This is a genomic window from Mycobacterium sp. ZZG, from assembly GCF_054786995.1.
This window is the reverse complement of record NZ_JBTBFV010000063.1, coordinates 16,169-30,237: the sequence shown is the minus strand read 5'-3', so window position 1 is coordinate 30,237 and position 14,069 is coordinate 16,169. Positions and strand designations below refer to the sequence as shown.

14 protein-coding genes and 1 rRNA gene are annotated in these 14,069 nt (G+C 70.0%); 14 read left to right on the top strand and 1 reads right to left on the bottom strand.

Annotated features, from left to right (window positions below; translation table 11 throughout):
- The first annotated feature begins 6 nt into the window (after nucleotides 1-6).
- The 12 genes from rrf (at nucleotide 7) to xerD (ending at nucleotide 11,469) form a co-directional block, all read left to right on the top strand.
- Nucleotides 7-120 (top strand): 5S ribosomal RNA (gene rrf / locus ACXMYJ_RS24660).
- Nucleotides 121-257: 137 nt separating this feature from the next.
- Entirely contained in the window at nucleotides 258-1,082 is an 825-nt protein-coding gene (locus ACXMYJ_RS24655; RefSeq protein WP_260752428.1) for a tetratricopeptide repeat protein, read from the top strand.
- 1 nt (nucleotide 1,083) lies between these two features.
- Complete coding sequence (locus ACXMYJ_RS24650) at nucleotides 1,084-2,097, top strand: HAD-IIA family hydrolase (protein WP_460359096.1); 1,014 nt, start codon at nucleotides 1,084-1,086, stop codon at nucleotides 2,095-2,097.
- Between the two features lie 13 nt (nucleotides 2,098-2,110).
- Entirely contained in the window at nucleotides 2,111-2,266 is a 156-nt protein-coding gene (locus ACXMYJ_RS24645) for a hypothetical protein (RefSeq protein WP_443188685.1), read from the top strand.
- A 5-nt stretch (nucleotides 2,267-2,271) separates the two neighbouring features.
- Nucleotides 2,272-3,081, top strand: a complete 810-nt coding sequence (locus ACXMYJ_RS24640) for a TlyA family RNA methyltransferase (RefSeq protein ID WP_260752434.1) — start codon at nucleotides 2,272-2,274, stop codon at nucleotides 3,079-3,081.
- A complete protein-coding gene (locus ACXMYJ_RS24635; RefSeq protein WP_260752436.1) occupies nucleotides 3,078-3,998 on the top strand; it encodes an NAD kinase in 921 nt (306 codons plus the stop codon). The genes ACXMYJ_RS24640 and ACXMYJ_RS24635 overlap by 4 nt, the downstream gene beginning before the upstream one ends.
- Entirely contained in the window at nucleotides 3,998-5,770 is a 1,773-nt protein-coding gene (gene recN / locus ACXMYJ_RS24630; protein WP_443188684.1) for a DNA repair protein RecN, read from the top strand. Before ACXMYJ_RS24635 ends, recN begins: the two co-directional genes overlap by 1 nt.
- 103 nt (nucleotides 5,771-5,873) lie before the next feature.
- Entirely contained in the window at nucleotides 5,874-7,058 is a 1,185-nt protein-coding gene (gene steA / locus ACXMYJ_RS24625; RefSeq protein ID WP_460359095.1) for a putative cytokinetic ring protein SteA, read from the top strand.
- Nucleotides 7,059-7,068: 10 nt separating this feature from the next.
- Complete coding sequence (locus ACXMYJ_RS24620) at nucleotides 7,069-8,010, top strand: copper transporter (RefSeq protein ID WP_460359094.1); 942 nt, start codon at nucleotides 7,069-7,071, stop codon at nucleotides 8,008-8,010.
- 123 nt (nucleotides 8,011-8,133) lie between these two features.
- The gene (locus tag ACXMYJ_RS24615; RefSeq protein ID WP_260752446.1) at nucleotides 8,134-9,891 is read left to right on the top strand and encodes a CTP synthase; all 1,758 of its coding nucleotides are present in this window, start codon (nucleotides 8,134-8,136) and stop codon (nucleotides 9,889-9,891) included.
- The gene (locus ACXMYJ_RS24610) at nucleotides 9,884-10,519 is read left to right on the top strand and encodes an NUDIX domain-containing protein (RefSeq protein WP_460359093.1); all 636 of its coding nucleotides are present in this window, start codon (nucleotides 9,884-9,886) and stop codon (nucleotides 10,517-10,519) included. Before ACXMYJ_RS24615 ends, ACXMYJ_RS24610 begins: the two co-directional genes overlap by 8 nt.
- Complete coding sequence (gene xerD / locus ACXMYJ_RS24605) at nucleotides 10,516-11,469, top strand: site-specific tyrosine recombinase XerD (RefSeq protein ID WP_460359092.1); 954 nt, start codon at nucleotides 10,516-10,518, stop codon at nucleotides 11,467-11,469. The genes ACXMYJ_RS24610 and xerD overlap by 4 nt, the downstream gene beginning before the upstream one ends.
- A gap of 13 nt (nucleotides 11,470-11,482) precedes the next feature.
- On the opposite strand, the gene ACXMYJ_RS24600 is transcribed toward xerD, so the two are convergent.
- Nucleotides 11,483-12,217, bottom strand: coding sequence for an O-methyltransferase (locus ACXMYJ_RS24600; protein WP_460359091.1), 735 nt, complete (start codon nucleotides 12,215-12,217; stop codon nucleotides 11,483-11,485).
- Between the two features lie 124 nt (nucleotides 12,218-12,341).
- On the opposite strand from ACXMYJ_RS24600, the gene ACXMYJ_RS24595 reads away from it, so the two are divergent.
- Together ACXMYJ_RS24595 and ACXMYJ_RS24590 are read left to right on the top strand one after the other, a co-directional pair.
- Nucleotides 12,342-13,244, top strand: a complete 903-nt coding sequence (locus ACXMYJ_RS24595) for a ParA family protein (RefSeq protein WP_260752449.1) — start codon at nucleotides 12,342-12,344, stop codon at nucleotides 13,242-13,244.
- On the top strand, nucleotides 13,241-14,068 hold the full coding sequence (locus tag ACXMYJ_RS24590; protein ID WP_460359090.1) for a segregation/condensation protein A: 828 nt from the start codon (nucleotides 13,241-13,243) through the stop codon (nucleotides 14,066-14,068). Before ACXMYJ_RS24595 ends, ACXMYJ_RS24590 begins: the two co-directional genes overlap by 4 nt.
- The last annotated feature ends 1 nt before the right edge of the window (nucleotide 14,069 follow it).

The window sequence follows — 14,069 nt, the reverse complement described above, 5'->3', positions numbered from 1 at the left end:
TACAGTTACGGCGGTCCATAGCGGCAGGGAAACGCCCGGTCCCATCCCGAACCCGGAAGCTAAGCCTGCCAGCGCCGATGATACTACCCACACGGGTGGAAAAGTAGGACACCGCCGAACACAAATTAGGAATCGCCCCCCACAATTGCGTGGGGGGCGATTTCCATTTCCGGACACCGCCATTTCCATTCTTTTATCGCAGTCATTTCTGAAACGCAGATTATGTGGCTGCAGAGCCGGCCCGTATCCTTTTCGACGTGCCCCAAGACAATCAGGGCGGCCGCGGCGATCGTAGACCCAGCCGCAGCTCGAACGACAACCGGCAGCGTCCGCGGCGCGATCAGCGCTCGGGGGCGCCGCGCACCTCGGGTCCGAACCGGGCGCGCGCCGCCCAGCCCCGCCCCGAGAGCGACGATCGTGCCAGCGGTCCGCCGATCCCCAAGGAGATCGAAGCGCGACAGCTCGCCCCCGAGATCCGCGGAGAACTGACCACCCTCGACCGCAGCACCGCCGACGTGGTGGCCCGGCACCTGGTCGCCGCCGGCGAGCTGCTCGAGGAGGACCCCGAAGCGGCGTTGGCGCATGCCCGCGCCGCGCGTGCTCGGTCGGGAAGGATCGCGGCGGTACGCGAGGCCGTCGGTATCGCGGCCTATCAGTGCGGCGACTGGGCCCAGGCACTCGCCGAACTGCGGGCGGCGCGCCGAATGGGAAGTCGCTCACCGCTGTTGGCGTTGATCGCGGATTGCGAGCGTGGTGTCGGACGTCCTGAACGCGCCATCGAACTCGCCCGATCACCGGAGGCCGCGGCGCTGACCGGAGACGACGCCGACGAGCTGCGCATTGTCGTGGCGGGTGCGCGATCAGATCTGGGCCAACACGAACAGGCGCTCGCCGTGCTGTCGACCCCGACCCTCGATCCGGACCGCAGCGGCCAGACAGCTGCGCGTCTGTTCTACGCCTACGCCGACACCCTGCTGGAGCTCGGCCGCAACGACGAGGCGCTGCAGTGGTTCCTGCATGCCGCAGCCGCCGACGTCGACGGTGTCACCGACGCCGAAGAACGTGTCACGGAGCTGTCCTGACGTGAGCGCCCTTGTGCAGCAGCATGATTGTCTGCTGCTCGACCTCGACGGCACGGTGTTCCGCGGCCACGCACCCACCCCGGGGGCGGTCGACACGCTGGCTGCGATCGACCCTCGCGTGCTGTTCGTGACGAACAACGCCTCCCGCGACGCCGAACAGGTCGCCGCGCACCTGCGTGAGCTGGGTTTCGCGGCCGCCGCCGACGACGTCGTCACCAGCGCCCAGAGCGCGGCGCGGTTGCTGGCCGACCAACTCCCGCCCGCCGCCAAGGTCCTCGTGGTCGGGACCGACGCGTTGGCCGGGGAGGTCGCCGGCGCGGGGCTGACCCCGGTCCGCGCCTTCGCGGACGGCCCGGTCGCGGTGGTGCAGGGCCATTCGCCGGACACCGCGTGGCCGGCCCTGGCCGAGGCGGCGCTCGCGATCCGGGCCGGAGCGCTGTGGATCGCCGCCAACGTCGACAAGACGCTGCCCTCGGAACGCGGTCTGCTGCCCGGGAACGGTTCGATGGTGGCCGCGCTGCGCACCGCCACCGACCGGGATCCGCAGGTGGCCGGGAAACCGGCGCCCGCGTTGATGCAGGATGCGCTGGCCCGCGGCGAGTTCGAGCGCCCGCTGGTGGTCGGGGATCGGCTCGACACCGACATCGCCGGCGCCAACGCAGCGCAGCTGCCCAGCCTGATGGTGTTGTGCGGGGTCAACTCTGCCGACGACGCCATCTGGGCGAGTAGCGAGCAGCGTCCGACCTACCTGGCCGAAGACCTCCGGGCGCTGGCCGTCGGTCAGGCCGACACGTTGCGCGTCGCGCCGCATCCGGGCTGGCGGGTCGACGTCGACGCCACGGCGGTCACGCTGAGCGCCACCGGGTCAGACCCGGGCGACCTGCTGTCCGCGGTGCGTGCCCTCGCCGCGGCGGTGTGGGAGGCGGGAATCGAACGCCGTCCGGTCCGCGCGGCCGACGACGCGTCCCGACAGGCCGTGCAGCGGTGGACGCTGCTGTCCGCTCGCATCGACTAGCGTGAACTCCGCTATGACCAACGATCCCGACCAGATCCGCACCCAGGTGACCGAACTGCTGGGTGAGCCGATCGATGTGTCGGCGGCTGACCTGGACTCCGTCGCGGCGCGCCTCGAGCAGGCGCACGATCTGCTGGTGCGCGCGCTGGAATCCGTCGAGAAGGGCTGACCCGCGTGGCGCGTCGCGCACGTGTTGACGCCGAACTGGTTCGACGAGGGCTGGCCCGCTCGCGCCAGCAGGCGGCCGAGCTGATCGGCGCCGGCCGGGTCCGGGTGGACGGTATGCCCGCGGCCAAGCCCGCCACCGCGGTGTCGGTGACCGCGCATCTGACCGTCGAGGGCGGCGACGCCGACTCCTGGGTGTCGCGGGGCGCCCACAAACTCATCGGCGCGCTCGACGCGTTCGGATTGTCCGTCGAGAACCGCCGCTGCCTGGACGCCGGGGCCTCGACCGGCGGCTTCACCGAGGTGCTGCTGCACCGCCAGGCCCGCGAGGTGATCGCCGTCGACGTCGGCTACGGCCAACTGGCCTGGTCGCTGCGCACCGACCCGAGGGTGACGGTGATGGAGCGCACCAACGTCCGCGAACTCACCCCGGAGGCGATCGGCGGATCCGTCGATCTGGTCGTCGCAGACCTGTCGTTCATCTCGCTGGCGACGGTGCTGCCCGCACTGACGACCTGCGCGTCACCGGACGCCGATATCGTTCCTATGGTGAAACCTCAATTCGAGGTCGGCAAGGAACGGGTCGGTGGCGGCGGCGTGGTGTCCGATCCGTTGCTCCGCGCCGACGCGGTGCTCTCGGTGGCCCGGCGTGCCGCGGAACTGAACTGGCATGCCGTGGCCGTCACCGCCAGTCCACTGCCCGGCCCGGCGGGTAACGTCGAGTACTTCCTGGACCTGCGCACCCGCGGTGAGCACTCCCTGCAGGGCGACGAGCTGGAGGCCGCGGTACGTCGCGCGGTCGAGGAGGGGCCGCAATGAGCGAACGCACCATCCTGCTGGTCTTGCACACCGGTCGTGAGGAAGTGACCGAGGTGGCCCGGCGGGTCGAAAAAGTGTTGTCCGACAACGGCATCGCCTTGCGTGCATTGTCCGCCGAAGCGGTCGATCGCGGACCCATCCACCTGGCTCCCGACGACATGCGGGCGCTCGGCGTGGAGATCGAGGTCGTCGACGCGGACGAGAGGGCCGCCGAAGGATGCGAGCTGGTGCTGGTGCTCGGCGGCGACGGCACCTTCCTGCGCGCCGCCGAACTGGCCCGCAACGTCGAGATCCCGGTGCTCGGGGTGAACCTCGGCAAGATCGGCTTCCTGGCAGAAGCCGAGGCCGAGGCCATCGACAAGGTGCTCGACCACATCATCCGGCGCGACTACCGGGTCGAGCACCGGATGACCCTTGACGTCGCCGTGCGCGCCGAAGGCCGGCTGATCGACCGCGGGTGGGCACTCAACGAGGCAAGCCTGGAGAAGGGGACGCGGCTGGGCGTGCTCGGTGCGCTCCTGGAGGTGGACGGACGCCCGGTGTCGTCGTTCGGTTGCGACGGGGTGCTGGTGTCGACCCCGACCGGGTCCACGGCGTACGCGTTCTCGGCGGGCGGCCCGGTGCTGTGGCCGGACCTGGAGGCGATCCTGGTGGTGCCGAACAATGCGCATGCGCTGTTCGCCCGCCCGATGGTGACCAGCCCCGATGCGTTGATCGCGATCGAGATCGAAGCCAGCGGTCACGACGCGCTGGTGTTCTGCGACGGCCGGCGGGACATGGTCGTGCCTGCCGGTGGCCGCCTGGAGGTGACCCGGTGCGCCACACCGCTGAAGTGGGTGCGGCTGGACAGCGCGCCGTTCACCGATCGGCTGGTACGCAAGTTCCGGCTTCCGGTCACGGGGTGGCGCGGACAGTAGTGCTAGCAGAAATCCGAATCGAGGCACTCGGTGCGATCAACGCCGCCACCGCGGAGTTCGACGGCGGACTGACCGTGCTGACCGGCGAGACCGGTGCCGGCAAGACCATGGTGGTCACCGGCCTGCACCTGCTCGGGGGTGCCCGCGCCGACGCGACCAAGGTGCGTTCGGGCGCCGAGCGCGCCGTCGTCGAGGGCCGGTTCACGACGGTCGAGCTGGGCGCGGAGGTCGCCGGGCAGGTCGACGAGATCCTGGACTCCTGCGGCGCCGAACGCGACGACGACGGGAGCATCATCGCCGCCCGCTCCGTGAGCCGGGACGGACCGTCGCGGGCCTATCTGGGGGGCCGCAGTGTCCCGGCTCGATCCTTGAGCGGCTTCACCAACGAACTGCTCACCCTGCACGGACAGAACGACCAGCTGCGGTTGATGCGGCCGGACGAGCAACGCGCCGCCCTCGACCGGTACGCCGAGGTGAGCGCTTCGCTGCAGCGCTACCGCACGGCCCGCGACGTCTGGCTGGAAGCCCGGCGCGACCTCGACGACCGCCGGCGGCGGGCCCGCGAGATGGCGCAGGAAGCCGACCGCCTGCAGTTCGCGCTGAACGAGATCGAGGTCATCGACCCGCAGCCCGGGGAGGACGAGGGCCTGGTCGCCGACATCCGCCGGCTTTCCGAGCTCGACGCGTTGCGCGATGCCGTGCAGACCGCCAGGGCGGCGCTGTCCGGGGAGGGTGACGACGGCTTCTCCGCCGCCCACGCGGTGGGGCAGGCGCGCTCGGCGCTGGAAGGCACCGATGACGTCCCGCTCAAGACGCTGGCCGAGCAGCTCGGCACCGCGCTGACGGTGCTGGTCGACGTATCCGGCGAGCTCGGGCATTATCTGGACGAATTGCCAACGGACACAAGCACTCTGGAAACCAAGTTGGCGCGCCAGGCGGAGCTGCGCACGTTGACGCGCAAGTACGCCGCCGACGTCGACGGTGTGCTCGATTGGGCCCGCGAGGCCCGCGACCGGCTCGCCCAGCTCGACGTGTCCGAGGAAGCACTGGCCGGGCTGGAACGTCGGGTCGACGAGCTGCAGGCCAAGGTGATCGCCACGGCGCAGGACCTGACCAAGGTCAGGGCCAAGGCCGCCAAGGGCTTGTCCAAGGCGGTCACCACCGAACTGGCCGGCCTGGCGATGGCCGGCGCCCAGTTCGTGATCTCGGTGAGCCCGCTGCCGGCACGCGCCGACGACACCGCCCCGCTGCCCCTGCCGTCGGGGGTCACCGTGCACGCCGGCCGCGACGGAGTCGACGCCGTCGAGTTCGGGTTCGCCGCGCACGGCGGCTCCGACCTGCTCCCGCTGAACAAGAGTGCCTCGGGCGGTGAGCTGTCCCGGGTGATGTTGGCCCTGGAAGTCGTGCTGTCCGCGTCGAGCGAGGGCACCACCATGGTTTTCGACGAGGTCGACGCCGGCGTGGGCGGACGAGCCGCCGTGCAGATCGGGCGACGGCTGGCCCGGCTGGCGCGCACCCACCAGGTCATCGTCGTCACACACCTGCCGCAGGTCGCCGCCTACGCCGACGTGCACCTCGTCGTCGAAGGGGTCGCCGGGGGCGCCGCCGGCAAGCCCAAGGCGAAATCCAGCGGAGTGCGGCGCCTCGACGAGGACGACCGTGTGGCCGAACTGGCCAGGATGCTGGCCGGGCTGGGGGAGTCCGACAGCGGCCGCGCGCACGCGCGCGAGCTGCTGGATGCCGCCCGGGGCGAGCGCGCCGCCACCGGCTGACAGGTTCGGCGCCCTGTTACTCGTGTGACAGAAGACAACTTGTGAGGCTGGTGTTACGGCGCGCCTCCAACGGATTCCGGTCGTCGCCGCACAGAATCCACCCATGAAGATGTCAGCGCTGCTGTCCCGTAATGCCAGCCCACGGCCAGGTATCACCGGCACTGCCCGCGTGGACCGCGACATCGATCGACTCCTCAGACGGGTGACCCCCGGCGACATCGTCGTCATCGACGCCCTCGACCTGGACCGCGTCACCGCCGACGCACTGGTCGATGCCGGCGTCACCGCAGTGGTCAACGCGTCCGCGTCGATCTCGGGCCGCTATCCCAACCTCGGGCCCGAGGTCCTGGTCGCCAACGGCATCACGCTGATCGACAGCACCGGCCCTGAGGTGTTCAAGAAGGTCAAGGACGGCGCCCGCATCCGGCTCAACGAGGGCGGTGTGTATTCCGGCGACCGCCGGCTGGTCCTGGGCACCGAGCGCACCGACGCCGACATCCACGAACTGATGCAGGAGGCCAAGGGCGGGCTGGTGGCCCACCTCGAGGCGTTCGCGGGCAACACCATCGAGTTCATCCGCAGCGAGAGCCCGCTGCTGATCGACGGGATCGGCATACCCGACATCGACGTGGACCTCAACCGCAGGCATGTGGTGATCGTCGCCGAGGAGGAGAACGCGGCCGCCGACCTCAAGGCGCTCAAACCGTTCATCAAGGAGTATCAGCCGGTGCTGGTCGGGGTCGGTTCCGGCGCCGACATCCTGCGCAAGGCCGGCTACCGGCCGGCACTGATCGTCGGCGACCCCGACAAGATCAGCACCGAGGTGCTGCGCTGCGGCGCCCAGGTGGTACTGCCCGCCGACGCCGACGGCCATGCCGCCGGTCTTGAGCGGATCCAGGACCTCGGCGTGGGCGCGATGACGTTTCCCGCCGCGGGATCGGCCGCCGACCTGGCCCTGCTCCTGTGTGACCACCACGGCGCGTCCTTGATCGTCACGGTGGGCCACACGGCGAGCATCGAGGAGTTCTTCGACCGCACCCGCCAGCAGAGCAACCCGTCGACGTTCCTGACCCGGATGAAGGTGGGCGAGAAGCTCGTCGACGCCAAGGCCGTCGCCACCCTGTACCGCAGCCGCGTCTCCGGCGGCGCCGTCGCGCTGCTGGTGTTGGCCATGCTGATCGCGGTGATCGCGGCGCTGTGGGTGTCTCGCGCCGACGCCGCAGTGATCGAGTGGGTGTCCCAGTACTGGAATCAGTTCCTGCTCTGGGTCCAGGGTCTGGTGTCGTAGGGGAGCAACGGTGATCTCGCTGCGTTCGCACGCCATTTCGTTGGCCGCCGTCTTCCTGGCGCTGGCCATCGGCGTGGCCCTGGGGTCGGGGCTGCTGTCCAACACGGTGCTGTCCGGCCTGCGCGACGACAAGCAGGAGATGCAGCAGCAGATCGACACGTTGACCGGTGACCGCAACGCCCTCAACGAGAAGCTCAAGGCTGCAGGCGATTTCGACGCCCAGGTGGCGCCGCGGATCCTGCGTGACACCCTGGCCCGGAAATCGGTGGTGATCTTCCGCACCCCCGACGCCGCCGACAACGACATCGACGGGCTGACCCGGCTGATCTCTCAGGCCGGCGGCACGCTCGCCGGCACCGTCGGCCTGACGCAGCAGTTCGTCGACGCGAACTCGGCGGAGAAGCTGCTGTCGGTGGTCAACTCGCCGATCGTCCCGGCCGGAGCCCAGCTGAGCACGACCACCGTCGACCAGGGATCCCAAGCCGGTGATCTGCTCGGTATCTCGCTGCTGATCGACCGCGATCCGAAGAAGCCGCCCGTGAACGACGATCAGCGCGCCACCGTGCTGGCCGCGCTGCGCGACACCGGCTTCGTGACCTACGGCACCGAACGCATCGGCGCCGCCGACACCGCGCTCGTGGTCACCGGCGGCGCTCTCGGCGAGGACGCCGGTAATCAGGGCGCGACCGTCGCACGGTTCGCCGCGGGACTCGCGCCCCACGGTTCGGGAACCGTGCTCGTCGGCCGTGACGGGTCGGCCACCGGTACCTCCGCGGTCGCAGTGACCAGGGCCGATGCGGCGATGAAGAACGCCGTCAGCACCGTCGACGACATCGACAGCGAATCCGGCCGGATCACCTCGGTGCTCGCGCTGGGCGTGTTGATCAACGGCGGTCGCCCGGACCAGTTCGGGATCGGGCCGGGAGCGACGTCGGTCACCGTCGCGCAGTAGCCCGGCGCGTCAACAACAACGCGTCCCGGTCGGTGTTAGGGTGGGGTTCCGTGGGTCGGCAGGCCCCAAACCGGGTGCGAACCCAGCGAAACAAGCCCTGCCCGGTCATCACGGAGGTAGTTCTTGCCAGCGTTACGCAAGCACCCGCAAACGGCCACCAAGCACCTCTTCGTGACCGGTGGCGTGGTGTCCTCCCTCGGCAAAGGTCTCACGGCGTCCAGCCTGGGCCAGTTGCTGACCGCGCGGGGGCTGCAGGTGACCATGCAGAAGCTCGACCCTTATCTGAACGTCGACCCGGGGACGATGAACCCGTTCCAGCACGGTGAGGTGTTCGTCACCGAGGACGGCGCGGAGACCGACCTCGACGTCGGCCACTACGAGCGCTTCCTGGACCGTGATCTGTCCGGGTCGGCCAATGTGACCACCGGACAGGTCTATTCGACGGTCATCGCCAAGGAACGCCGCGGCGAGTACCTCGGCGACACCGTCCAGGTGATCCCGCACATCACCGACGAGATCAAACGCCGCATCCTGGCCATGGACGCCACCGACAACGAGGGCAACCGGCCGGATGTGATCATCACCGAGATCGGCGGCACCGTCGGCGACATCGAGTCGCTGCCGTTCCTCGAGGCGGCCCGCCAGGTCCGCCACGAGGTCGGCCGGGAGAACTGCTTCTTCCTGCACTGCTCGCTGGTTCCGTTCATGGCGCCGTCCGGTGAGCTCAAGACCAAACCGACGCAGCACTCGGTGGCCGCACTGCGCAGCATCGGCATCACGCCGGACGCGCTGATCCTGCGCTGTGACCGCGACGTGCCCGAGCCGCTCAAGAACAAGATCGCGTTGATGTGCGACGTCGACATCGACGGCGTCATCTCCACCCCGGACGCCCCGTCGATCTACGACATCCCGAAGGTCCTGCACCGCGAGGAACTCGACGCGTACGTGGTGCGGCGGCTGAACCTGCCGTTCCGCGACGTGGACTGGACCCAGTGGAACGATCTGCTGCGTCGCGTGCACGAGCCCCGCGAGACCGTGCGAATCGCGTTGGTGGGCAAATACATCGATCTGTCCGACGCCTACCTGTCGGTCGCCGAGGCGATCCGCGCCGGTGGGTTCGCCCACCACGCGAAGGTCGAGATGCAGTGGATCGCCTCCGACGACTGCGAGACCGACGCCGCGGCCGCGGTGGCACTGGCCGATGTCGACGGTGTGCTGATTCCTGGCGGGTTCGGCATCCGCGGCATCGAAGGCAAGATCGGGGCCATCCGGTATGCGCGCAAGCGCGGCCTGCCGGTGCTGGGCCTGTGCCTGGGTCTGCAGTGCATCGTCATCGAAGCGGCCCGCTCGGTCGGGCTGACCGAGGCGAACTCCGCGGAGTTCGACCCGGCCACACCCGATCCGGTGATCTCGACGATGGCCGATCAGCGCGACGCGGTCGCCGGGGACGCCGACCTCGGCGGCACCATGCGGCTGGGCGCCTACCCCGCCGTTCTGGAGCCGGATTCGATTGTCGCGCAAGCTTATGGAGCGACCGAGGTGTCGGAGCGGCACCGGCACCGGTACGAGGTGAACAACGCCTACCGGGACCGGATCGCCGAGAGCGGGCTCCGCTTCTCGGGCACCTCACCGGACGGCCATCTCGTCGAGTTCGTCGAGTACCCGCCCGAGGTGCACCCGTTCCTCGTCGGCACCCAGGCCCACCCGGAGCTCAAGAGCCGTCCCACCCGTCCGCATCCGCTGTTCGACGCGTTCGTGGGCGCGTCGCTGGACTACAAGAACGCCGAGCGCCTGCCGGTGGAGATGCCGGAGATTCCCGAGCACGAACTGCGGCCCAACGGCGCCGAGCACGCTCTCGAGGACACCCCGGCTCGTGGCTGAGGGTGAGCGCGGGCGTCACGAGTTCACCACGGTCTCTTCGGAGACGATCTACGTCGGGAAGATCCTGGCGTTGCGCGCCGACGAGGTGCGCATGCCCGGCGGCGGCACCGCACGGCGCGAGGTCGTCGAGCACTTCGGTGCGGTCGCGGTCGTGGCGCTCGACTACGACGGCCGTATCACGCTGATACAGCAGTACCGGCATCCGTTCGGGCGCCGGCTCTGGGAACTGCCCGCCGGGCTGCTCGACTTCGGCGGCGAGCCGCCGCACGAGACCGCGGCGCGGGAGCTCGCCGAGGAAGCCGGCCAGGCGGCGCAGACCTGGCGCACCCTCGTTGACCTCGATTCGGCGCCCGGGTTCTGCGACGAGAGCGTGCGGGTGTTCCTGGCCACCGGCCTCAGCGACGTCGACCGGCCGCAGGCCCACGACGAGGAAGCCGACCTGACCCTGGAGCGGGTTCCTCTCGCCGACGCGGTGGCCAGGGTGTTCTCCGGGGACATCGTCAACTCGATCTCGGTGGCCGGCATCCTCGCCGCGCACACGATGCCGGACCCCTCGGTGCTGCGGCCGGTTGACGCCCCGTGGGTGGACCGGCCCCGGGCGTTCGCCCGCCGGATGGGGCATCCATGACCACCGGGGTGGAGCCGGCGGCGCTCGACGATCAGTTCCAGGGCTACCTGGACCACCTCGCGATCGAGCGCGGGGTGGCCGCGAACACCCTGAGCTCCTACCGTCGCGACCTGCGGCGCTACGCCGAGCACCTCGCGTCGCGCGGGGTCACCGACCTGGCCGGCGTGACCGAGGCCGACGTCACCGACTTCCTGGTGTCGCTGCGCCGCGGCGATCCCGACAACGGGGTGGTGCCACTGTCGGCGGTGTCGGCGGCCCGCGCCGTGATCGCGGTCCGCGGCCTGCACCGGTTCGCCGCCGCCGAAGGCATCACCACGGTCGACGTCGCCCGCGAGGTGAAGCCGCCGACGCCCGGTCGCCGGCTGCCCAAGAGCCTGAGCATCGACGAGGTGCTGGCCCTGCTGGAGGCCGCCGGCGGTGACAGCGACGCCGACGGCCCCCTGACCCTGCGCAACCGGGCGCTGCTGGAGCTGCTGTACTCCACCGGCGCCCGCATCTCCGAGGCGGTCGGCCTCGATGTCGACGACATCGACACCGAGGCCCGGTCGGTGCTGCTGCGCGGCAAAGGCGGGAAACAACGGCTGATCCCGATCGGGCGGCCCGCGGTCGGCGCGCTGGACGCCTACCTGGTGCGTGCCCGGCCCGACCTGGCGCGGCGCGGCCGCGGCACCCCCGCGATCTTCCTCAACGCCCGCGGCGGGCGGTTGTCCCGGCAGAGCGCGTGGCAGGTGCTGCAGGACGCCGCCGAACGCGCGGGCATCACCGCGACGGTGTCCCCGCACGTGCTGCGCCACTCCTTCGCCACCCATCTGCTCGACGGCGGCGCCGACGTCCGCGTCGTGCAGGAACTGCTCGGGCACGCGTCGGTGACCACCACGCAGATTTACACCATGGTCACCGTGAACGCGCTGCGCGAGGTGTGGGCCGGCGCCCACCCCCGGGCGCGGTAGCGGCCGGCGCCGGTCAGGCGCCGAGGTACTCCGACTCCAGCACCAGGTCGGGAAGCAGCGTCTGGTACTCGACGTGGGTCTTGTGTTCCAGGGTGTTCCAGCGGGTGCCCTGATGATCGCGCATGTGGCGGCGGTAGCCGGGGGCGCCGGGGATGCGCACGTTGTCGGCGACCACGATCGAGCCTCGGTGCAGCCACCCGCGCTGCTCGACGCTGAGCAGGTCCGGTAGATACGCCTTCTTGTCGTGGTCGATGAACAACAGGTCCACGCTGCCGGGGGAGACCCCGTGCTCGCCGGCGAGCACGTCGAGGGTGCGCCCGCCGTCGCCGAGGGTGCCTACCACGCAGATGACGCGGTCGGCCACCCCGGCGTGGGCCCAGATCCGCCGCGCGACCTCGGCGTTGGCGGCCGAGAACTCGACTGACAGCACGCGCGCCGACGGCGCAGCGCGCGCGATGCGCAGAGCGCTGTAGCCGCAGTATGTGCTCAATTCGAGCACCAGAGTCGGCGCGGCCCGGTGCACCGCGGCGTCGAGCAATACGCCTTTCTCGTCACCGATGTTGACCAGCATCGCCTCGCGTCGGGCGAAGGTGTCGATCGCGGCGAGCGCCGCATCGACGTCGCCATGTGGGGCGTGGGCCTCGACATAGGCCGCGCAGGCGTTCTCGCGGCCGTCGCCGATCTGGCCGGTGCGCACGAACGACGGCATGCCCCGGGCCAGCCGCGCCCACCGCTGTAGCGCGTTCATGCGGTCAGATTAGGCGACAGATCCGAGGTTGCCTGCGGGTCTGCCTCACCGATTCGTCGCTCCCCGTTAAACTTGCCCGGATGTCCGCCATGCCTGCAGGTTGCCTGACCAGCGAAGGTCCGGCATGACCGACCCGACGGGCGGTCCCGTGGACGCACCTGGGGCCCCGCTGGCCCCGGATCCCGAACCGGCCCCAGGTCTGACCGGCCGCCTCCCGCGGCAGATCCCCGAACCGGCGGCCCGCACGTCGCACGGACCGGCCAAGGTCATCGCGATGTGCAACCAGAAGGGCGGTGTCGGCAAGACCACGTCGACGATCAACCTGGGGGCCAGCCTCGCCGAGTACGGGCGGCGGGTGCTCCTGGTCGACCTCGACCCGCAGGGCGCGCTGTCAGCCGGCCTGGGCGTGCCGCACTACGAGCTCGAGCACACCGTGCACAACCTGCTGGTCGAGCCGAGGGTGTCGATCGATGAGGTGTTGATCAAGACCCGGGTGTCGGGCCTGGATCTGGTGCCGAGCAACATCGACCTGTCGGCGGCTGAGATCCAGCTCGTCAACGAGGTGGGCCGGGAGCAGACCCTGGCCCGCGCGCTGTACCCGGTGCTGGACCGCTATGACTACGTGCTGATCGACTGCCAGCCCTCGCTGGGTCTGCTGACCGTCAACGGGCTGGCGTGCAGCGACGGCGTGATCATTCCCACCGAGTGCGAGTTCTTCTCGCTGCGCGGGCTGGCGCTGCTGACCGACACTGTCGACAAGGTGCACGACCGGCTCAACCCGAAGCTGTCGATCAGCGGGATCCTGATCACCCGCTACGACCCCCGCACCGTGAACTCGCGGGAGGTGATGGCCCGCGTGGTGGAGCGGTTCGGCGATCTGGTGTTCGACACCGTCGTCACCCGCACCGTGCGCTTTCCGGAGACCAGTGTGGCCGGTGAGCCGATCACCACGTGGGCACCGAAATCTGCTGGTGCAGAGGCATATCGAGCGCTCGCGCGTGAGGTCATCCACCGGTTCGGCGCGTGAGCGAGACAAGGACCCCGCAGGAGCCCACCGACGCGAAGACCCAGGCCGGTTTCCAGGTTCGCCTGAGCAATTTCGAGGGCCCGTTCGACCTGCTGCTGCAACTCATTTTCGGCCACCGGCTCGACGTCACCGAGGTGGCGCTGCACAAGGTGACCGACGAGTTCATCGCCTACACCAAGGAGATCGGACCGCAGCTGGGCCTCGACGAGACCACCTCGTTCCTGGTGGTCGCCGCGACGCTGCTCGACCTGAAGGCGGCCCGGCTGCTGCCCGCCGGCGAGATCCACGACGAGGACGACCTGGCTCTGCTCGAGGTGCGCGACCTGCTGTTCGCGAGGCTGCTGCAGTACCGGGCGTTCAAGCACGTCGCGCAGATGTTCGCCGAGCTGGAGAGCGCGGCGCTGCGCAGCTACCCGCGCGCGGTGTCGCTGGAGGGCCGCTACTCCGACCTGTTGCCCGAGGTGATGCTGGGCGTCGACGCCGCCCGTTTCTCCGAGATCGCGGCGGCGGCGTTCACGCCCCGCCCCGTTCCGACGGTCGGCACCGACCATCTGCACCAGGTGTCGGTCTCTGTGCCCGAACAGGCCGCCAACCTGATCGCGCTGCTCGAACAGCGGGGGATCGGCCAGTGGGCCTCGTTCTCCGAACTCGTCTCCGACTGCCAGGTACCGATGGAAATCGTCGGACGGTTCCTCGCGCTCCTCGAGTTGTACCGGGCGCGGGCGGTAACATTCGAGCAGCCAGAGGCGCTTGGCGTGCTCCAGATCTCATGGACCGGAGAGCGGCCGAGCAGCCAACAGTTGGCGACCGCTGACGCGGAATAGA

Excerpts from the sequence above, each read along its gene's own strand:
- ACXMYJ_RS24645 (WP_443188685.1), top strand. The coding sequence starts at position 2,111 with ATGACCAACGATCCCGACCAGATCCGCACCCAGGTGACCGAACTGCTG.
- ACXMYJ_RS24635 (WP_260752436.1), top strand. The coding sequence starts at position 3,078 with ATGAGCGAACGCACCATCCTGCTGGTCTTGCACACCGGTCGTGAGGAA.
- steA (WP_460359095.1), top strand. The coding sequence starts at position 5,874 with ATGAAGATGTCAGCGCTGCTGTCCCGTAATGCCAGCCCACGGCCAGGT.
- xerD (WP_460359092.1), top strand. The coding sequence starts at position 10,516 with ATGACCACCGGGGTGGAGCCGGCGGCGCTCGACGATCAGTTCCAGGGC.
- ACXMYJ_RS24600 (WP_460359091.1), bottom strand. The coding sequence starts at position 12,217 with ATGAACGCGCTACAGCGGTGGGCGCGGCTGGCCCGGGGCATGCCGTCG.
- ACXMYJ_RS24595 (WP_260752449.1), top strand. The coding sequence starts at position 12,342 with ATGACCGACCCGACGGGCGGTCCCGTGGACGCACCTGGGGCCCCGCTG.